Origin of the sequence: Pseudomonas sp. DSP3-2-3 (assembly GCF_049898225.1) — a bacterium.
GTDB lineage: Bacteria > Pseudomonadota > Gammaproteobacteria > Pseudomonadales > Pseudomonadaceae > Aquipseudomonas.
Map to the genome: position 1 here is coordinate 51,656 of NZ_JAFCXH010000021.1, position 19,498 is coordinate 71,153.

General features: G+C 59.9%; 16 protein-coding genes and 2 tRNA genes. 14 read left to right on the plus strand and 4 right to left on the minus strand.

The annotated features are described in order from the left end of the window. Positions 1-106 precede the first annotated feature (106 nt). Positions 107-1,138: a small ribosomal subunit biogenesis GTPase RsgA gene (rsgA, locus tag ACP7E4_RS21695; protein ID WP_341522417.1), complete on the minus strand. Its 1,032-nt coding sequence runs from the start codon at positions 1,136-1,138 to the stop codon at positions 107-109. A 100-nt stretch (positions 1,139-1,238) separates the two neighbouring features. Here rsgA and orn point away from each other — a divergent pair, with 100 nt between their 5' ends. Both orn and ACP7E4_RS21705 read left to right on the plus strand, forming a co-directional pair. After that, positions 1,239-1,775, plus strand: a complete 537-nt coding sequence (gene orn / locus ACP7E4_RS21700; RefSeq protein WP_065833894.1) for an oligoribonuclease — start codon at positions 1,239-1,241, stop codon at positions 1,773-1,775. A gap of 117 nt (positions 1,776-1,892) precedes the next feature. Next, positions 1,893-2,504, plus strand: a complete 612-nt coding sequence (locus ACP7E4_RS21705) for a trimeric intracellular cation channel family protein (protein WP_020293647.1) — start codon at positions 1,893-1,895, stop codon at positions 2,502-2,504. A 110-nt stretch (positions 2,505-2,614) separates the two neighbouring features. Here the strand turns inward: ACP7E4_RS21705 and queG are convergent, their stop codons facing one another. Next, entirely contained in the window at positions 2,615-3,694 is a 1,080-nt protein-coding gene (gene queG / locus ACP7E4_RS21710) for a tRNA epoxyqueuosine(34) reductase QueG (protein ID WP_426117632.1), read from the minus strand. Positions 3,695-3,756: 62 nt separating this feature from the next. On the opposite strand from queG, the gene ACP7E4_RS21715 reads away from it, so the two are divergent. The 12 genes from ACP7E4_RS21715 to ACP7E4_RS21770 all read left to right on the plus strand — a co-directional run bounded on the left by ACP7E4_RS21715 (position 3,757) and on the right by ACP7E4_RS21770 (position 18,793). After that, positions 3,757-5,253 carry an NAD(P)H-hydrate dehydratase gene (locus tag ACP7E4_RS21715; RefSeq protein ID WP_426117631.1) on the plus strand — a complete coding sequence of 499 codons (1,497 nt, stop codon included), beginning with the start codon at positions 3,757-3,759 and terminating at the stop codon, positions 5,251-5,253. After that, entirely contained in the window at positions 5,241-5,711 is a 471-nt protein-coding gene (tsaE, locus tag ACP7E4_RS21720) for a tRNA (adenosine(37)-N6)-threonylcarbamoyltransferase complex ATPase subunit type 1 TsaE (protein WP_331149701.1), read from the plus strand. Before ACP7E4_RS21715 ends, tsaE begins: the two co-directional genes overlap by 13 nt. Positions 5,712-5,725: 14 nt before the next feature. Next, on the plus strand, positions 5,726-7,144 hold the full coding sequence (locus ACP7E4_RS21725; RefSeq protein ID WP_426117630.1) for an N-acetylmuramoyl-L-alanine amidase: 1,419 nt from the start codon (positions 5,726-5,728) through the stop codon (positions 7,142-7,144). Further along, positions 7,141-9,099, plus strand: a complete 1,959-nt coding sequence (mutL, locus tag ACP7E4_RS21730; RefSeq protein ID WP_426117629.1) for a DNA mismatch repair endonuclease MutL — start codon at positions 7,141-7,143, stop codon at positions 9,097-9,099. The genes ACP7E4_RS21725 and mutL overlap by 4 nt, the downstream gene beginning before the upstream one ends. Then, entirely contained in the window at positions 9,100-10,071 is a 972-nt protein-coding gene (gene miaA, locus ACP7E4_RS21735) for a tRNA (adenosine(37)-N6)-dimethylallyltransferase MiaA (RefSeq protein ID WP_426117628.1), read from the plus strand. A gap of 87 nt (positions 10,072-10,158) precedes the next feature. Further along, a complete protein-coding gene (gene hfq / locus ACP7E4_RS21740) occupies positions 10,159-10,419 on the plus strand; it encodes an RNA chaperone Hfq (RefSeq protein ID WP_020293654.1) in 261 nt (86 codons plus the stop codon). Positions 10,420-10,431: 12 nt separating this feature from the next. After that, positions 10,432-11,733 (plus strand): ribosome rescue GTPase HflX, encoded by a 1,302-nt coding sequence (gene hflX / locus ACP7E4_RS21745; RefSeq protein ID WP_020293655.1) that lies wholly within the window; start codon positions 10,432-10,434, stop codon positions 11,731-11,733. Between the two features lie 96 nt (positions 11,734-11,829). Next, a complete protein-coding gene (gene hflK, locus ACP7E4_RS21750; protein ID WP_426117627.1) occupies positions 11,830-12,996 on the plus strand; it encodes an FtsH protease activity modulator HflK in 1,167 nt (388 codons plus the stop codon). After that, positions 12,996-13,865: a protease modulator HflC gene (hflC, locus tag ACP7E4_RS21755; protein WP_020293657.1), complete on the plus strand. Its 870-nt coding sequence runs from the start codon at positions 12,996-12,998 to the stop codon at positions 13,863-13,865. Before hflK ends, hflC begins: the two co-directional genes overlap by 1 nt. A gap of 307 nt (positions 13,866-14,172) precedes the next feature. After that, positions 14,173-15,360: an ATP phosphoribosyltransferase regulatory subunit gene (locus ACP7E4_RS21760; protein WP_426117626.1), complete on the plus strand. Its 1,188-nt coding sequence runs from the start codon at positions 14,173-14,175 to the stop codon at positions 15,358-15,360. A gap of 54 nt (positions 15,361-15,414) precedes the next feature. After that, positions 15,415-16,707, plus strand: coding sequence for an adenylosuccinate synthase (locus tag ACP7E4_RS21765; protein WP_426117625.1), 1,293 nt, complete (start codon positions 15,415-15,417; stop codon positions 16,705-16,707). Between the two features lie 151 nt (positions 16,708-16,858). Then, entirely contained in the window at positions 16,859-18,793 is a 1,935-nt protein-coding gene (locus ACP7E4_RS21770; protein WP_426117624.1) for a methyl-accepting chemotaxis protein, read from the plus strand. A 185-nt stretch (positions 18,794-18,978) separates the two neighbouring features. Here the strand turns inward: ACP7E4_RS21770 and ACP7E4_RS21775 are convergent. Together ACP7E4_RS21775 and ACP7E4_RS21780 are read right to left on the minus strand one after the other, a co-directional pair. Beyond that, positions 18,979-19,065 (minus strand) — tRNA-Leu (locus ACP7E4_RS21775). A 200-nt stretch (positions 19,066-19,265) separates the two neighbouring features. Further along, a tRNA-Leu gene (locus ACP7E4_RS21780) sits at positions 19,266-19,352 on the minus strand. Positions 19,353-19,498 lie beyond the last annotated feature (146 nt).

Here is a 19,498-nt window from a genome sequence, read left to right on the forward strand (position 1 = left end):
AAAAAAGCCTGTAGGAGCGAGGCTTGCCCGCGAATCAGGCGCCTCGGTGGGCAGGCCTGCCGCGTTATCGTTCTTCGCGGGCAAGCCTCCAACGGGTGTCACTGAATCAATAACTGTTTTCAGGCAAGCTGGCGATGATCGAGCGATAGCTGTTCATGCGTTGCTGCTGCACGCGGCCTTCTTCGAGGGCGATGATCAATGCGCAACCCGGTTCGCGGTCGTGTTTGCAGTCGCGGAACCGGCAGTGGCCGATCAGTTCGTGGAACTCGATAAAGCCCGCTTCGACATCGGCGCGGCTCACGTGGCCGAGGCCGAATTCACGAATCCCAGGGGAGTCGATCAGTTCGCCGCCACCCGGAAAGTGGAACAACCGCGCCGTGGTGGTGGTGTGCGTGCCCTGGCCGGACCACTCGGACAGCGGCCCGACGCGGGTGTCGACTTCCGGCAGCAGGCTGTTGACCAGCGAAGACTTGCCGACACCGGACTGGCCGACAAACACACTGATGTGCCCATCGAGCTGGGTTTGCAGCTGTTGCATGCCATCGCCTTGATGCGCCGACACTTCCAGCACCGGATAACCCAGTGTGCGATAAACCGCCAGCAGCGCATTCAGCGCGGGCGCGTTCTGCTCGTCGATCAGGTCGAATTTATTCAGCAGCAACAGCGGACGAATCCCGGCGTGCTCGGCCGCGACCAGGTAGCGGTCGATCAGGTTGGCATGCGGTTCAGGCGCTGGCGCGAACACAATCACGATCAGATCGACGTTGGCAGCAACCGGCTTGAGTTGCCCACGGCTGTCCGGGCGGCACAGTTCGGTGGTGCGCGGCAACTGGGCGACGATAACGCCGATGCCCTGATTGCCGGCGCGCCAGACGACGCGGTCACCGGTCACCAGTGCGGGCAGGTTGGCGCGCAAATGGCAGCGGAACACTTGTCCGTTCAGATCGCCTTCCTGCGCTTCGACCTCGACCTGAATGCCAAAGTGAGCGATCACCAGGCCGGTCTGCTCGGGGCCCAGATCGCCGCCTTCAAGGGTTTCCAGCGTCAGTGACTCACGTTTGGCGACGCGGGCAGCGCGCTCGCCCTGGATCTTTTCGATGCGCCAGTTCTGACGACGATTGAGTTGGCGTTTGGCCATGGGTGTTCCGAGTAGATAAAGCAGCTGATTAGATAAAACGCGATGGAGTCTAGCATGCCGGGGTGAGCTAAACTGCGCGCCTACGCTGAGGAGTCGACATATGCAGAACAAGCAGAACCTGATCTGGATCGATCTGGAAATGACCGGTCTGGACCCGGACACCGACGTCATCATTGAAATGGCGACCATCATCACGGACAGCCAGCTCAATACCCTGGCTGAAGGTCCGGTCATCGCCATCCATCAGAGCGACGAGACACTGGCCAAAATGGACGAGTGGAACACCCGTCAGCACGGCGGCTCGGGCCTGACTCAGCGGGTTCGCGAGAGCACCATCAGCATGGCGCAAGCCGAAGCCGAGACGCTTGAGTTCATCAAGCTGTGGGTGCCGGAACGCAGCTCGCCGATCTGCGGCAACAGTATTTGCCAGGATCGCCGTTTCCTTTATCGCCACATGTCAGCCCTGGAAAACTACTTCCACTACCGCAACCTTGACGTTTCAACCCTCAAGGAGCTGGCCGCGCGCTGGTCGCCTGAGCTGAAGTTCAAGAAAGGCAGCACGCATCTGGCCCTGGACGACATTCGTGAATCCATCGCCGAGCTGCGCTTCTACCGTGAGCACTTCATCAAAGCGTAACGCTTCTCCCGCCTTGTGGGAGCGGCTTCAGCCGGGAGGCGGCAGTCCAATCGACGCGTCTTCCTGGCCGATGCTGCTTTGGTACACTGCGCGGCTTTGTCGCAAAGGACTGCCCCCATGTTGCTGATGCTCTATCTGATTGCCATTACTGCTGAGGCCATGACCGGCGCTCTTTCGGCGGGTCGACGCGGTATGGACTGGTTCGGCGTGGTGTTGATCGCCTGCGTGACGGCTCTGGGCGGCGGCTCGGTGCGCGACGTGCTGCTTGGGCACTACCCGCTGACCTGGGTGAAAAATCCGGAATACCTGATCCTGACCAGCGTCGCCGCCTTGCTGACGATTTTCATCGCGCCGCTGATGCGTCATTTGCGCTCGCTGTTTCTGGTACTTGATGCGCTGGGTCTGGTGGCGTTCACGCTGATTGGCTGCATGACTGCACTGGAAACCGGCAACGGCATGTTGGTCGCGTCGGTGTGCGGCGTGATTACCGGCGTGTTCGGCGGCATCTTGCGCGACATCTTCTGCAATGACATCCCGCTGGTGTTCCGTCGCGAGTTGTATGCCAGCGTGTCCTTTCTGGCTGCGTGGTGTTTCCTGCTGTGCCTGCATTTCCAGTTGCCGTCCGATCAGAGCGTGCTGATTACCCTGTTCGGCGGCTTGCTGCTGCGGCTGCTGGCGATTCGCTTCAACTGGAACATGCCGAAGTTTGTCTACAAGGATGAACATTGAGCAGGCGCTGTCATTTGTGGGAGCGAGCTTGCTCGCGAAGGATGTCCATACGACACATCTTTATGGCCTGATGAAATGTCTTCGCGAGCAAGCTCGCTCCCACCTGAATATCAACGGCCGTGCTGTTTCAGTGCCCATTCCACATGTTCCCTCACCAATTCCGACGGATAATCCCGACGTGCTTCCAGTGCCTGCAATACGGGAATCGTCGACGGCGCGTTACCCAGGCCGACCGCCAGATTGCGCAACCAGCGTTCATACCCCGCGCGCCGCAGGGGCGAACCTTCGGTGCTGCTGAGGAATTTCTCTTCATCCCACATGAACAGCTCGGCCAGCCCGGCGTTGTCCAGGTTGTGGCGGGGCTGAAAGTCGCTCTGGTCCGTCGGGCGGGCGAAGCGGTTCCACGGGCAGACGATCTGGCAGTCATCGCAGCCGAACACCCGATTGCCGATCAGCGGCCGCAACTCTTCCGGAATTGCCGTCTTCAATTCAATGGTCAGGTACGAAATGCAGCGGCGGGCATCCAGCACGTACGGCCCGACGAACGCAGCGGTCGGGCAAATGTCCAGGCACGCCGTGCAGCGCCCGCAGTGTTCGCTGGTGTGCGGCGGGTCAACCGGCAACGGCAGATCGACGAACAGTTCGCTGAGGAAGAAAAAGCTGCCAGCCTTGCGATTCAGCACCAAGGTGTTCTTGCCGATCCAGCCCAGCCCGGCTTGCTCGGCGATGGCTTTCTCCAGCACCGGTGCGCTGTCGACGAAAGCGCGGTAGCCGAACGGGCCAATGTCCTGCTGAATGCGTTCGGCCAGTTGCTGCACGCGCTTGCGGATCAACTTGTGATAATCGCGCCCCAAGGCATAGCGCGACACGTAGGCTTTTTCCGGTTCTGCCAGGCGCTGGGTCATCTCGGTATCGCCGGGCAGGTAATCCATGCGCAGCGATATCACGCGCAACGTTCCGGGCACCAACTCCTCCGGGTGCGAACGTTTGCTGCCATGCGCTGCCATATAGTCCATCTCGCCGTGATAACCCTCGTCGAGCCAGCGCTGCAGATGCTGCTCGTGCTCGGCCAGATCCAGCCCGCAAATGCCGACTTGTTGAAAGCCCAGCTCGCGGCCCCACGCCTTGATCGATTGGGCAAGGGTGATCAAATCGGCAGTATTGAGTGGATCTACAGTAATAGCAGGCATGCGCAGAGAGAAACCGGGCGGAGGTGCGTATAATTCTGCCAGACATCGGAGCCCAGAGACGCATGGTCGACACTAAACCGCAATTACCCGACGCGCTGTATGACGCTGCACAGGTACGTGACCTCGATGCCCGGCTGATTGCCGCCGGTACGCCTGGCATGGAATTGATGCAGCGCGCCGCCCACGCCACCTGGCGCGCGGTGCGTCGTCGCTGGCCGGATGCAGGCACATTGACCGTGCTGGCCGGGCGCGGCAACAACGCTGGCGATGGCTATCTGATTGCGTCATTGGCGCTCAAGGCCGGCTGGCAGGTTCAGGTGTTGGCGGTTGGCGATGCCGGCGCGTTGGCTGGCGATGCGGCCGCAGCTCATGCTGGAGCTGTTTCAAGCGGTGTGAAGGTCGCGCCATGGGCCGGGCAACCGTTGACCGGCATCGTGCTGGATGCGCTGCTCGGCACCGGTTTGAGCGGCGATGTGCGTCAGCCTTATCTGGAAGTCATCGAAGCCATCAATGCCTGCAACGCGCCTGTTGCCGCCGTGGATATCCCGTCCGGACTCAGCGCCGACAGCGGGCGAATTCTCGGGGTCGCGGTACGTGCAGACCTGACCGTGACCTTTATTGGTCTGAAGCTGGGGCTTTTTACCGGTGATGCCGCGGATCTGGTCGGCGAACTGGTATTCGATGACTTGCAGGCCGATCCGGCTATCGTTGCGCAAACGCCGATCAGCGCCATTCGCCTGAACAGCTCGAACCTGCCGCATCTCGCGCCACGGCCGCGCACGGCTCATAAAGGCCAGTACGGCCGGGTCCTGGTGATCGGCGGTGATCACGGTTTTGGCGGCGCTGCGCTGTTATCAGCAGAAAGCGCCCTGCGTAGCGGCGCGGGCATGGTCACTTTGGCTACCCGTGCCGAGCATGTTCCCGCTGCGCTGGCGCGTTTCCCCGAGGTGATGAGCGCGGGCATCAGTTCCGCCAATCAATTGCGCGCCTTGATCGATCCGGCCAGCGTGCTGGTGATTGGTCCTGGCCTGGGCAAGGCCAGCTGGGGGCGCAGTCTGCTGTCGGCGGCTGCCAGCGCGGACCTGCCGCAAGTCTGGGATGCCGACGCCCTCAATCAATTGGCCGAAGGGTTGGCGAGCCTGCCTGAAGGCTGCGTGATCACTCCGCACCCCGGCGAAGCTGCGCGGCTGCTGGGCATCAGCACCGGGGATGTTCAGGCGGATCGTCCAGGCGCTGCGCGCGCGCTGGCAAAAAAATTCAATGCAGTATGTGTCCTTAAAGGCGCCGGCAGCCTGATTGCAGACGCCGATGGCACTCTGGCCTTGTGTGATCGCGGGCATCCCGCCATGGCAACCGGCGGGCTGGGCGACGTGCTGGCGGGTCTGATCGGTGCGCTGATGGCGCAAAAAATGAAGCCGTTCGATGCGGCATGCCTTGGCGTATGGCTGCACGCCAGTGCTGGCGAACAGATGGGCAAGATCGGCCGTGGGCTGGCGGCCAGCGATGTCATCCCAGCCATTCGTCTGTTATTGGAGGAGCAACAACCGTGTCTGCACTAACGCTGAATGTCGCAGGCGAAGAGGCCATGACTGACCTCGGAACGCGCATTGCCAAGGTCACGCAAGGTGCCGGCCTGATCTTTCTGGAAGGTGATCTGGGCGCCGGTAAAACCACGCTGTCACGGGGCATCATCCGTGGTCTGGGGCATGTGGGGGCGGTCAAGAGTCCGACCTTCACTTTGGTTGAGCCCTACGAGATCGGCTCGATTCGCGCGTTCCATTTCGACCTATACAGGTTGGTCGATCCGGAGGAGCTGGAGTACCTGGGGATCCGCGATTACTTCGAAGATGACGCCCTTTGTCTGATCGAGTGGCCCCAACGTGGTGCAGGCTTTTTGCCAAAGCCTGACCTGACCATTACCATTGGCCCGCATGCGGAAGGTCGATCCCTGACTTTGAGTCCTGGTGGCTCGCGTGGCGAGACCTGGTGTGCCGCTTTGGCTTTGGAATTCAAATAGATATGGGGTTAGGTATGCGCATGCGCGCGCTGGTTACTGTAGTGGGTCTGCTATTGACGGCCTTGTCTGTCAATGCGCTGGCCGAAACACAAGTACGAAGTGTCCGCTTATGGCGTGCACCGGATAACACGCGGCTGGTTTTCGATCTTACCGGTCCTGTTCAACACAGCGTTTTTACCCTGACTTCCCCTGATCGTCTGGTGATCGACATCAATGGTGCGACCCTGGGCGGACAGCTCAACGTTCCCATGGCCAACACGCCGATTACCAGCATGCGCTCGGCGCAACGCACGCCCACCGATTTGCGGGTGGTCATCGACCTCAAGAAGGCGGTAACGCCGAAAAGCTTCACCCTTGCGCCCAACCAACAGTATGGCAACCGTCTGGTGGTCGACCTGTTCGACGAAGCGTCGGATGCCAATTCTGCGCCGATCGTGGCCGAAACAGCAGCCAATACCGCGCCTGCGGTACCGATCAGCCCGGCCAAGCCCCCGATCAAACTGACGCCGGTGCCGAACGGCAAGCGCGACATCGTCGTGGTGATCGATGCCGGGCACGGTGGCGAAGATCCTGGCGCTTCCGGCGGGGCTGGGCAGAAAGAGAAAAACGTGGTGCTGTCCATCGCCAAGGAGCTGCAACGGCAGATCAGCGCTGAGAAAGGCTATCGGGCTGAGTTGACCCGCACCGGCGACTACTTCATTCCGCTGCGCAAACGCACCGAGATTGCGCGTGCCAAGGGCGCCGACCTGTTTGTGTCGATTCACGCTGACGCCGCGCCGTCTTCGGCGGCATTTGGCGCGTCGGTGTTTGCCTTGTCCGAACGAGGTGCAACCTCTGAAACCGCGCGCTGGCTGGCCGACAGTGAAAACCGTTCCGACTTGATCGGCGGCGCTGGCGCAGTGAGCCTGGACGACAAGGACCGCATGCTGGCGGGCGTATTGCTCGACCTGTCCATGACCGCTTCGTTGTCATCGAGCCTTAACGTCGGGCAGAAAGTCCTGACCAACATTGGTCGCGTCACCTCGCTGCACAAGGCGCGGGTCGAGCAGGCGGGCTTCATGGTGCTCAAGTCGCCGGATATCCCGTCGATTCTGGTGGAAACCGGCTTTATCTCGAACACCGCCGAAGCCGCCAAGCTTTCCGGTTCGCCGCATCAACAGGCGCTGGCGCGTTCGATCAGCTCCGGGGTTCGGCAGTTCTTCCAGCAGAATCCGCCGCAGGGCACTTACATTGCCTGGTTGCGCGATAACGGCAAGCTGGCCCAGGGCCCGCGCAATCACGTGGTTCAGGCAGGTGAGACCATGGCCATGCTGGCTGCGCGCTACGACATGAGCACCGGCGTGCTGCGCAATGCCAACGGGTTGAGTTCTGATGAGTTGCGAATCGGCCAGAATCTGAAAATCCCCAACTCAGAGGTAGCCACGCAGCCATGACCGACCTTCTCGTCGACAGCATCGAAACGGACGTCAGCGCCGATACCGCCAGCGTCTCGCTCAGTGCTGCACGCATCGAACTGCTCAGCCCGCGCCTGGCTAACCAGATCGCCGCGGGCGAAGTGGTCGAGCGGCCGGCTTCGGTCATCAAGGAGTTGCTGGAAAACAGCCTCGACTCCGGCGCCAGACGCATTGATGTCGACGTCGAACAGGCCGGGATCAAGCTGCTGCGGGTTCGTGATGACGGCAGCGGCATTTCTTCCGACGATCTGCCGTTGGCCCTGGCCCGACACGCCACCAGCAAGATTCGTGATCTGGAAGACCTTGAGCGGGTCATGAGCCTGGGTTTTCGCGGCGAAGCGCTGGCGTCAATCAGCTCGGTCGCGCGCCTGACCCTGACCTCGCGCACCCGCGATGCCGATCAGGCCTGGCAGGTGGAAACCGAAGGCCGCGACATGGCTTCGCGGGTCCAGCCTGCGGCGCATCCGGTGGGCACCTCGGTGGAAGTGCGAGATCTGTTTTTCAACACCCCGGCGCGGCGCAAGTTTCTCAAGGCCGAGAAAACCGAATTCGATCACCTGCAAGAAGTCATCAAGCGCATGGCGCTGGCCCGTTTCGACGTGGCTTTCCATCTGCGCCACAATGGCAAGACGATTCTCAGCCTGCACGAAGCCCATGATGACAACGCCCGGGCCAGACGCGTCGCGGCCATCTGCGGGCCAGGTTTTCTGGAGCAGGCACTGCCTATCGAGATCGAACGCAATGGTTTGCACTTGTGGGGCTGGGTCGGCTTGCCGACGTTCTCGCGCAGCCAGGCGGATCTGCAATATTTCTACGTGAATGGCCGTGCCGTGCGCGACAAACTGGTCGCCCACGCCGTGCGCCAAGCCTATCGCGATGTACTGTTCAATGGCCGTCATCCGACCTTCGTGCTGTTTTTTGAAGTGGACCCGGCGGTCGTGGACGTCAACGTGCACCCGACCAAACATGAAGTGCGTTTCCGTGACGGGCGGATGGTTCACGATTTCCTGTATGGCACCTTGCACCGCGCCTTGGGTGATGTGCGGCCAGAAGACCAGGTGTCCGGCTCCGCTCCCGTCACCGCCATCGAGCGCCCGACCGGGCCGGAAGCCGGTGAATTCGGCCCTCAGGGCGAAATGCGCCTGGCCAATAATCTGCTGGAACAGCCGCAAGGCGAACCTTATGCTCGGCCGGCCGGTTCCGGGGCGGGCGCGGGTTATCAATATCAGTACACGCCACCACGATCCGGCGCGGCGCTGCCTGCTGCTGAAGCGCAAAGCGCCTATCGCGAGTTTTTTGCGCCGCTGCCGGGCGCTGCGTCCGTCTCGCTGCCGGAAACCCAGGGCGACATCCCGCCGTTGGGCTATGCACTGGCGCAGCTCAAGGGGATTTATATCCTTGCCGAAAATGCGCTTGGCTTGGTGCTGGTGGACATGCATGCCGCCCACGAGCGGATCATGTACGAACGCCTGAAAATCGCCATGGCCAGTGAAGGCTTGAGCGGGCAGCCATTGCTGGTGCCGGAATCCATCGCGGTCAGCCAGCGCGAAGCGGATTGTGCCGAAGAACACATCGAGACCTTCCAGCGTCTGGGCTTCGAATTACAGCGCCTGGGCCCGGAAACCCTGGCGATCCGGCAAATTCCGGCCCTGCTCAAGCAGGCCGAAGCCAATCGGCTGGTCAGCGACGTGTTGGCGGATTTGATGGAATACGGCACCAGCGACCGTGTTCAGGCGCACATGAACGAGCTGCTGGGCACCATGGCTTGTCATGGCGCGATTCGCGCCAATCGACGTCTGGCGATCCCGGAAATGAACGGCTTGCTGCGGGACATGGAAAACACCGAGCGCAGCGGTCAATGTAACCACGGTCGGCCGACCTGGACCCAAATGGGTCTGGACGATCTGGACAAACTTTTCTTGCGCGGGCGTTGAATGAGCGCTTTACCTCCCGCCATCTTTCTCATGGGCCCCACGGCCGCGGGCAAGACCGATCTGGCGATCGAACTCACTAAAGTCCTGCCTTGTGAGCTGATCAGTGTCGATTCGGCCCTGGTTTATCGCGGCATGGACATCGGCACCGCCAAGCCATCAAAAGCACAATTGGCCGAGTTTCCCCATCGTCTGGTGGATATTCTGGATCCGGCGCAAAGCTATTCGGCAGCGGATTTTCGTACCGATGCCCTGGCGGCCATGGCGGAAATCACCGCGCGGGGCAATATTCCGCTGCTGGTGGGTGGCACGATGTTGTATTTCAAGGCTCTGATGGACGGGCTGGCCGACATGCCCGCCGCTGATGCCGAAGTCCGTGCGCAACTTGAAGCCCAGGCGACGGTCCATGGTTGGCAGGCGTTGCATGATGAATTGGCGGCTGTCGACCCCGTGTCAGCGGCGCGAATCCATCCCAATGATCCGCAAAGATTGATACGTGCGCTGGAAGTTTATCGGGTCAGCGGTATGAGCATGACGGCACACCGCGAGCAACAAACTGCGCAAAGTACTGATGCAGCGGCTTCGGGACGTCGGCAATTGCCCTATACTGTCGCGAACCTGGCTATTGCTCCGGCAGATCGCAAGGTGTTGCATGACCGTATTGCGTTACGTTTTTCACAAATGCTGGACCAGGGATTTCTGGATGAGGTGCTGGCATTGCGTTCACGAGGCGACCTGCATTCGGGGTTGCCATCGATCAGAGCCGTTGGTTATCGCCAGGTCTGGGATCATCTGGATGGGAAACTGACATGGTCTGAAATGCAGGAGCGGGGCATCATTGCCACGCGGCAACTGGCCAAACGGCAGTTCACCTGGTTACGCAGTTGGGAAGATTTACACTGGTTGGACAGCCTGGCTTGCGACAATCTGCCACGTGCCTTGAAATACCTGGGCTCGGTCTCCATATTGAGCTGAGTCCTTGCAATAGCCGTCTATCCTTGGGGGGTGGCGGTAAAGCCCATTGAATTCGAATTATTATTGATCCTTAAAGGAGTGCGGCACATGTCAAAAGGGCATTCGCTACAAGACCCTTACCTGAACACTTTACGTAAAGAAAAGGTTGGGGTTTCGATCTATCTGGTAAACGGTATCAAGCTGCAAGGCACGATCGAGTCTTTCGACCAGTTCGTAATTTTGCTGAAAAACACTGTCAGCCAAATGGTTTACAAGCACGCCATCTCTACCGTTGTACCGGTTCGTCCAATTCGTCTGCCTAGCGCCGCCGAATCCGAGTCGGGTGACGTTGAGCCAGGTAACGCCTGATAGGAGTCTGCATTGTTCTTTGAGCGCCACAGCGGTGGTGAGCGGGCAATCCTCGTTCACTTGGATGGTCAGGACCCTGAGGCGCGCGAAGATCCGCAGGAGTTTCAGGAGTTGGCCATATCGGCTGGCGCCGATACCGTCGCGTTCGTTAACGTGCCGCGTCATCGGCCATCGGCCAAATATCTGATTGGCAGCGGCAAGGTCGAGGAGCTTCGCGACCAGGTCAAAGCTGAAAAAATTGATATCGTCATCTTCAATCACATCCTCACGCCCAGTCAGGAACGCAACCTCGAAAAAGTCTTCGAGTGTCGCGTGCTTGATCGCACGGGATTGATCCTGGATATCTTCGCGCAGCGCGCGCGCACTCATGAAGGCAAGTTGCAGGTCGAGCTGGCACAGCTCGAGCACATGAGTACGCGACTGGTTCGCGGCTGGACTCACCTTGAGCGCCAGGGCGGCGGCATTGGCATGCGCGGTCCGGGTGAAACCCAGCTGGAAACCGACCGCCGTCTGCTGCGGGTGCGTCTGCGGCAAATCAAGAGTCGTCTGGAAAAGGTCCGCAGCCAGCGTGAGCAGGCGCGTCGCGGGCGCAAGCGCGCCGACATACCTTCGGTTTCACTGGTGGGCTATACCAACGCCGGCAAATCGACGCTGTTCAATGCGGTCACCGATTCCGACGTATTCGCCGCCGACCAACTGTTCGCCACGCTCGATCCGACCCTGCGCCGTCTGCAACTCGACGACCTGGGGCCAATCGTACTGGCCGATACCGTGGGCTTCATTCGCCACTTGCCACACAAGCTGGTCGAAGCGTTTCGCGCAACCCTCGAAGAATCAAGCAACTCCGATCTGCTGCTGCACGTCATCGATTCTCATGAGCCTGAGCGCATGGCGCAGATTGAACAGGTGATGGCGGTGCTGGGGGAGATCGGGGCCGAGGGCTTGCCGATCCTTGAGGTGTATAACAAACTCGATCTGCTCGAAGGGGTTGAACCCCAGATACAGCGCGATGCTGATGGCAAACCGCAACGTGTCTGGTTGTCTGCCCGTGACGGTCGTGGGCTGGACCTGCTCAAACAGGCCGTAGCCGAACTGCTGGGTGACGATTTGTTTGTCGGCACCTTGCGCTTGCCTCAGCGTTTTGCTCGACTGCGCGCTCAATTCTTCGAATTGGGTGCAGTACAAAGCGAAGAGCATGACGATGAAGGCGGCAGCTTGTTAGCCGTACGTTTGCCGCGAGTTGAATTCAATCGCCTGGTGAGTCGCGAAGGACTGCAGCCGCTGGAATTCATCGAGCAACACACTTTGCAATAAAAGCGTGGGAAAGCCGTTGTACGGGTTTCCCGGGCATTCTGTAGCATTGGTCGGCGCGCCGTGGGCGCGTCTTTGCTTTATCAGATGGAGAGCGCTATGGCTTGGAATGAGCCGGGTGGCAACTCGAATAATCAGGATCCTTGGGGTGGTAAGCGCAAGAATGGCGACCGCAAGGGGCCACCGGATCTCGACGAGGCCTTCCGTAAGCTGCAGGAAAGCCTGAATGGGTTGTTCGGTGGTAAGAAACGTACTGGCGGTGACGGCGGTGGTGGCAGTCCACGCAAGGGCGGTGGCCTTGGCCTGCTCGGCATCGGCCTGGTCGTGCTTGTCGCGATCTGGCTTTACAGCGCTATCTACGTCGTGGACGAGCAGGAGCAGGCTGTCGTGCTGCGTTTCGGCCAGTACCATGAAACCGTAGGGTCGGGTCTGAACATCTACTTCCCGCCGTTCGATCGCAAGTACATGGAAAACGTGACTCGCGAACGTGCCTACAGCAAGCAAGGCCAGATGCTGACCGAAGACGAGAACATCGTCGAAGTGCCGCTGACGGTGCAGTACAAGATCTCCAATCTGCGTGATTTCGTATTGAACGTCGACCAGCCTGAAGTCAGCCTGCAACACGCCACAGAAAGCGCCTTGCGCCATGTCGTGGGTTCCACGGCGATGGATCAGGTGCTCACTGAAGGTCGTGAGCTGATGGCCAGCGAAATCAAGGAACGCCTGCAACGCTTCCTCGACACGTATCGCACCGGTATCACGGTCACTCAGGTGAACGTGCAGAGTGCTGCTGCGCCGCGTGAAGTTCAGGAAGCCTTTGATGACGTGATCCGCGCCCGTGAAGACGAGCAACGTGCACGTAACCAGGCTGAAACCTACGCCAACGGTGTAATCCCGGAAGCCCGTGGTCAGGCCCAGCGTATTCTTGAAGACGCCAACGGTTACCGCGACGAAGTGGTTTCGCGCGCCAAGGGTGAGGCTGATCGCTTTACCAAACTGGTCGCCGAGTACCGCAAGGCACCGGAAGTTACCCGCGAGCGTCTGTATCTGGACACCATGCAGGAACTGTTCAGCAACACCAGCAAGGTTCTCGTAACTGGCGACAAGGGGCAGAACAATCTGCTTTACCTGCCGCTGGACAAGATGATCGAGAGTGGTCGTAACGGCACTGCCCCGACTACCGGTGCAGCCGCAGCAGCAACTGACGTCGGCACCCGTGCCGCCGAGTTGCAGCAGCGCGATGTGCGTACAAGGGAGAGTCGCTGATGAGCAATAAATCGCTGATCGCCCTGATTGTTTGTGTAGTGCTGGCGGTGGTTGCCTGGAACAGTCTTTACATCGTGTCCCAGACCGAACGGGCAGTCATGCTCCAGTTCGGGCGGGTGGTTGAGGCTGATGTCCAGCCTGGGCTGCATGTGAAGATTCCTTACGTGAATCAGGTGCGCAAGTTTGATGGCCGCCTGCTGACGCTGGATGCTCCAACGCAACGCTTCCTGACCCTGGAAAAGAAAGCGGTCATGGTTGATGCCTACGCCAAATGGCGGGTCAAGGACGCGGAGCGCTTCTACACGGCGACTTCCGGCTTGAAGCAGATCGCTGATGAGCGTCTGTCCCGTCGTCTGGAATCCGGCCTGCGTGACCAGTTCGGCAAGCGCACCCTGCACGAAGCCGTGTCGGGTGAGCGTGATGCGCTGATGGCTGACATCACTGCATCGCTGAATGCGATGGCAACCAAGGAGCTGGGCATCGAAGTCATCGACGTCCGGGTCAAGGCCATCGACCTGCCGAAGGAAGTGAACCGCAGCGTGTTCGAGCGTATGAGCACCGAGCGTGAACGTGAAGCCCGCGAGCATCGCGCCAAGGGTAACGAGCTGGCTGAAGGCATTCGTGCCGACGCCGATCGTCAGCGTCGTGTGTTGCTGGCTGAAGCCTATCGTGAGTCTGAAGAGGCTCGTGGTGATGGTGATGCCCAGGCTTCCTCGATCTACTCCAAGGCTTACGGCCAGGATCAGGAGTTCTACGCGTTCTACCGTAGCCTGCGTGCCTACCGTGAAAGCTTCGCCAGCAAAAGCGACGTGATGGTTCTGGATCCAAATAGCGATTTCTTCCGCTATCTGCAAAAATCCAAGCCGTGATTCACGCGTGACTCGAAAGCTCCGCCGGGCGGCAAAACCGTCTGGCGGGGTGATCACTCGGTAAAACGTGTGTATGATGCGGCAGCCGGGAAATTCCCGGCTTTTTTGCGTCTGCACGATTGATTGGTCAAAGTCCGCAGGTTCCAGAGGAACCGGGATGCGACAAGATTTTTCGAGGACAGTGGTCTGCAAGGCCATTCTCGGGCGCTCGTCGTGCCCGCAAGAATGACTGCAGGGCTTGACCACTGTCTGCTTTACTCAAGGCTCGCCCCATGGCTTGCCGCCCGGATGATAGGGGAATGGCGTAATGGCAACCGTTGACCGCTGGCTGCTACCAGATGGCATCGAAGAAGTACTGCCACCAGAAGCGGCGCGCATAGAAGTAGCGCGCCGTCAGGTGTTGGATCTGTTCCAGAGCTGGGGCTATGAATTCGTAGTCACCCCTCATATCGAATACCTCGAATCCCTGCTCACTGGCGCAGGCTCGGACCTGGATCTGCGCACCTTCAAGGTGATCGATCCGCAGTCGGGTCGGCAGATGGGTTTTCGTGCGGACATCACGCCGCAAGTGGCGCGCATCGATGCGCACACCCTGCGTCGCGAAGGTCCAAGCCGTCTGTGCTACGCCGGCAGCGTGCTGCATGCGCAACCGCGCGCCTTGTCATCTTCGCGCAGCCCGATCCAGTTGGGTGCGGAGCTGTATGGCGATGCGAGCCCGAGCAGCGACGTCGAAGTGATCAGCCTGATGCTGGCCATGTTGCAGCTGGCCGATGTGCCGGATGTGCATATGGACCTGGGCCATGTCGGCATCTATCGTGGTCTGGCGCGTGCCGCTGGTTTGTCTGGCGAAGTCGAGCAACAGCTGTTCGACGCACTGCAGCGCAAGGCCATCGACGAAGTTATTGTCCTGACCGAAAACCTGCCGAACGATCTGGCGACCATGCTGCGTGCACTGGTCGACCTGTGTGGCGGTCGTGAAGTGTTGGCAGCGGCTCGTGATCGGCTGGCCAATGCGCCTGCGCCGGTGCTCGCCGCCCTCGACGATCTGTTGACGATTGCCGAGCGCCTCGCTGCCCGCTTCCCTGAGCTACCGTTGTATTTCGATCTCGGCGAATTGCGTGGCTATCACTACCACACCGGTGTGGTGTTCGCGGTGTTCGTTCCGGGTGTCGGGCAATCGATCGCCCAGGGCGGTCGCTACGATGATATCGGTGCGGATTTTGGCCGGGCTCGTCCCGCGACGGGCTTCTCCACGGATCTGAAAACCCTGGTGACACTGGGTCGCGCAGAAATCCAGTTGCCGACCGGCGGTATCTGGATGCCGGACAGCACTGATGCAGCGCTCTGGCAGCAAGTCTGCCAGCTGCGCAGCGAAGGTCAGCGTGTGGTTCAGGGTTTGCCTGGACAACAGGTGAGTGCAGCGCGTGAGGCCGATTGTGATCGGCAATTGATTCAGCATGGCGAGCATTGGCAGGTAGTGCCGCTGGCCTCTTGAGTTCCCCTGCCGGCCGCCGCCGGCACCAAGTTTGCGTGAATGAGGACAAGTGTTATGGGTAAGAATGTCGTAGTCCTGGGCACCCAATGGGGTGATGAGGGCAAAGGCAAGATCGTTGATCTGCTGACCGAACATGCTACCGCCGTGGTGCGTTACCAGGGTGGCCACAACGCCGGTCACACCCTTGTGATCGATGGCGAGAAAACCGTATTGCACCTGATTCCATCCGGTGTCTTGCGCGAGGGCGTGCAGTGCCTGATCGGTAACGGTGTGGTGGTTGCGCCTGACGCACTCATGCGTGAAATCATCAAGCTGGAAGAGAAAGGCATCCCGGTGCGTGAGCGCCTGCGCATCAGCCCGTCCTGCCCGCTGATTCTGTCGTATCACGTAGCGCTGGATCAGGCCCGTGAAAAAGCCCGTGGCGAGCACAAGATCGGTACGACCGGTCGTGGCATCGGCCCGGCTTACGAGGACAAAGTCGCCCGTCGCGGTCTGCGCATCGGTGACCTGTTCCATCGTGAGCGCTTCGCGGCCAAGCTCGGCGAGCTGCTCGACTATCACAACTTCGTGCTGGTCAATTACTACAAAGAGCCGGCCATCGACTTCCAGAAAACACTCGACGAGTGCATGGAATACGCCGAGCTGCTCAAACCGTTGATGCTGGACGTGACTGCTGCACTGCACGACATGCGTCGCGCCGGCAAAGACATCATGTTCGAAGGCGCCCAAGGCTCGTTGCTGGATATCGACCACGGTACTTATCCGTACGTCACCAGCTCGAACACCACGGCTGGCGGCATCGCCACCGGTTCGGGTTTTGGCCCGATGTACCTGGACTACATCCTTGGTATCACCAAGGCGTACACCACGCGCGTCGGTTCGGGTCCTTTCCCGACTGAGCTGTTCGACGACATCGGTGCGTTCCTGGCCAAGCGTGGTCATGAATTTGGCGCAACTACCGGCCGTGCTCGCCGTTGTGGCTGGTTCGATGCGGTCATCCTGCGTCGCGCTATCGAAATCAACAGCATCTCCGGCATCTGCCTGACCAAGCTCGACGTGCTCGACGGTCTCGAAACCATCAATATCTGCATTGGTTACGAGAACGAGAACGGTGCGGTGATCGACGCTCCGACCGATTCCGACAGCTACATCGGCCTCAAGCCAGTGTACGAGCAAGTGCCGGGCTGGTCGGAATCGACTCTGGGTGCCAAGACCCTGGAAGAGCTGCCAGCCAACGCTCGCGCTTACATCAAGCGGCTGGAAGAGCTGGTTGGCGCACCAATCGACATTATTTCGACGGGTCCTGATCGCAACGAAACCATCGTTCTGCGTCATCCGTTCGGCTGATAAGTCGTTGAAACATAACAAAGGGCCGCTTATGCGGCCCTTTGTCATTTTGGCTGTGACATGGGTCACAAACACGGCACGGTGATTGCTGTAGAAAACCTCAGAAGCGGTGCCATCATTTTAATGGCGCCGGTGGTGGAGGGATTCCCCCGTGTCAGCTGTCCTATCGTTATTGCGCAGTCGCTTGCTTCGGCCTGTATTCATTGCCCTTGGTATCGCCCTTTTGGTGCAGGTGCTGGTTGCCGTTGCTCTTACCCGGAGCACTGTCACCGCGCTTGAGGCTGATCTGGACAAACGCCTGGGTGTAGATTCGCAACACTTGTCCGCCGAACTGGAGCAGGCAAGTCGCGAAGTAACCTCCAGCCTGGATTCATTGGCCTCCAATACCCGTCAGCGCTTGAGTGTTGGCCTCGCCGCGCGTCTGAAAGATGAGCAGGCGCAATTGCGCCGCACACTGGAAAAGGATCTTCAGGATTCCGCAACTGACATGGCTGAGCTGCTGGCAGCGGTTGCTCCCCGTGCGATGTGGGATGGCGACACGCCCACGCTGTCGGAATTTGCCCGGCGTGCCCAGCGCAATCCCAATGTGCTGTTCGTCGTTTATGACGATGCGACAGGCGAGCACCTCACGCGCTATCTGAATCGCGAAAACCCGCTGATCAAAGCTTTGCTGGCCAAGGGCGAAGGCGAGCGGGCCATGGATAAAGTGCTGAACGCGGCGAAGAACGATGCGTCGGTGTACTACGTCGAAGCGTCCATCAGCCCCAATGGCGTGGAAATCGGCAAGGTACGCATGGGCGTGTCCACGGCCACCGTCGAGGAGAATCTCGCCGCGCTGGACAAGCGTTTCGCAACCTTGATTACCAGCGGCGAGCAATTGGTGTCCGACAGCCTGGGTAGCGCGGCCAAGGATAGCTCGGCGGCGCTGCGCAGTCGTCTGGGGTCGGCGCAAACTGCGGCCTCGGCCATGAGCGCCAATACCACTTCGGCGGTTCAAGAAGCGGCAGAAACCCTGCGCTGGCGGATCGGCATGGGTCTGGCTCTGGTCGGCCTTGGTGTATTGCTGCTGCTGGCCGTAGTGCTGGGGCGTCGGGTCGTCAGCAAACTGCTGCTGTTGATTGCTGCGCTGGATGATCTGGCGGCGGGCGAGGGCGATCTGACCAAGCGCGTCAAGCTCGACAGCAACGATGAAATTGGCGACATGGCGGCGGCGGTCAACCGTTTTGTTGCCAAATTGCAGCCGATTGTTCGCGAGGCGGGCGATGTGGCGCAGCGCACTGGCGTTGAAATCAACGCCATGAGCCTGCGCAATGCTGGCGCTGATGCGGCGGCTGAGTTGCAGCGCGACGAAGTGGCGGCAAGCCTGAAGGCATTGGCGCAAATGGCCGACGAGGCGCAATCGGAAAGTCATGCAATGCAGGCTGCGTTGAAGCAGGTGGTGGATATTCGTCAGGCGACCGACGAAAACACCCGCACCTCCAATCAGGTGGGTGGCTTGATCGAAGCGCTGGCGGGTCAGGTGGACACTGGCGCGAAAGTCATCGAGCGACTGGCTCAGCAGAGCCAGCAGATCGAAGTGGTGCTGACGGTTATCCACGGCATTGCCGAGCAAACCAATCTGCTGGCGTTGAACGCAGCTATCGAGGCGGCCCGCGCTGGCGAGACGGGTCGGGGTTTTGCGGTGGTGGCCGACGAAGTGCGGGCATTGGCCAGCAAGACGCAAAGCTCCACGGGCGACATCCAGGAACATATCGTCGCCTTGCAGCGCGGCGCCAAAGAGGCGGTTGCGGCCATCGGTGTAGCGGGGCGTCAGGCCAAGGAAGGGCTCGCCGTGCTGCGTGATAGCGCGAAATCGCAGCAGATCGTGCAGGAGTCGGTCGAGCAGGTGCATGCGGCGATTGGCCTGGCAACTCAGGCAGCTGCGCATCAGGCCGAGGGCGCGCAAGCGGTTCGTGGGCGTGTAGAGGTGATTCATGCCCAGGCCCAGCGCGCGGCTCAGGTCGTGGTGGAGACCACGGCGAGCGGCAAGGTGCTCGACAAGCTGGCGGCGCAGTTGAAGGCGAGTCTGGGGCAGTTCAGGGCGTAACGCCTGAGGCGATTTTTGCTGGGTGGGAGCAAGCTTGCTTGCGAAGGCGGTATTTCAGGATGCGGCACTGCGTCGTATGAACCTGCCACTTCGCGAGCAAGCTCGCTCCCACAGAAACCAGGCCCCACTAGTAAGCCAAACCGAGAAAACACAAAACCGAGCACAGGGCTCGGTTTTGTTTGAATTGGTGCCCAGAAGAAGACTCGAACTTCCACGACCTTGCGGTCACCAGCACCTGAAGCTGGCGTGTCTACCAATTTCACCATCTGGGCAGTATCAGCAGCAATGTTCGCCGTTGATGGGGCGCACTATACGGAGGGTGTTTTAATCTGTAAACCCCTGTTTTGGTTTTAATAAATGCTTTTCCCGCTTCTGGAAATAAAAAGCAGTAACCAGAACCCTGAAATGCAAAAACCCGCTTTCGCGGGTTTTTGTGAGGCTCAGAAGATTGCTGTAATCTCTGACTCTGAATTGGTGCCCAGAAGAAGACTCGAACTTCCACGACCTTGCGGTCACCAGCACCTGAAGCTGGCGTGTCTACCAATTTCACCATCTGGGCAGTACCGAATACGTCACCGTATCGATGGCGCGCACTATACGGAGCGGGTTTTTAACTGTAAAGCCCCTGTTGTCGAAAACCTCGTAAAAATTTTGCAGGTGGCACTTTTTACCCTCTGACAGTGGCTTTCTAGCGCTGTCTGAGTC

Excerpts from the sequence above, each read along its gene's own strand:
- rsgA (WP_341522417.1), bottom strand. The coding sequence starts at position 1,138 with ATGGCCAAACGCCAACTCAATCGTCGTCAGAACTGGCGCATCGAAAAG.
- orn (WP_065833894.1), top strand. The coding sequence starts at position 1,239 with ATGCAGAACAAGCAGAACCTGATCTGGATCGATCTGGAAATGACCGGT.
- ACP7E4_RS21705 (WP_020293647.1), top strand. The coding sequence starts at position 1,893 with ATGTTGCTGATGCTCTATCTGATTGCCATTACTGCTGAGGCCATGACC.
- queG (WP_426117632.1), bottom strand. The coding sequence starts at position 3,694 with ATGCCTGCTATTACTGTAGATCCACTCAATACTGCCGATTTGATCACC.
- ACP7E4_RS21715 (WP_426117631.1), top strand. The coding sequence starts at position 3,757 with ATGGTCGACACTAAACCGCAATTACCCGACGCGCTGTATGACGCTGCA.
- ACP7E4_RS21725 (WP_426117630.1), top strand. The coding sequence starts at position 5,726 with ATGCGCATGCGCGCGCTGGTTACTGTAGTGGGTCTGCTATTGACGGCC.
- mutL (WP_426117629.1), top strand. The coding sequence starts at position 7,141 with ATGACCGACCTTCTCGTCGACAGCATCGAAACGGACGTCAGCGCCGAT.
- miaA (WP_426117628.1), top strand. The coding sequence starts at position 9,100 with ATGAGCGCTTTACCTCCCGCCATCTTTCTCATGGGCCCCACGGCCGCG.
- hfq (WP_020293654.1), top strand. The coding sequence starts at position 10,159 with ATGTCAAAAGGGCATTCGCTACAAGACCCTTACCTGAACACTTTACGT.
- hflK (WP_426117627.1), top strand. The coding sequence starts at position 11,830 with ATGGCTTGGAATGAGCCGGGTGGCAACTCGAATAATCAGGATCCTTGG.
- hflC (WP_020293657.1), top strand. The coding sequence starts at position 12,996 with ATGAGCAATAAATCGCTGATCGCCCTGATTGTTTGTGTAGTGCTGGCG.
- ACP7E4_RS21760 (WP_426117626.1), top strand. The coding sequence starts at position 14,173 with ATGGCAACCGTTGACCGCTGGCTGCTACCAGATGGCATCGAAGAAGTA.
- ACP7E4_RS21765 (WP_426117625.1), top strand. The coding sequence starts at position 15,415 with ATGGGTAAGAATGTCGTAGTCCTGGGCACCCAATGGGGTGATGAGGGC.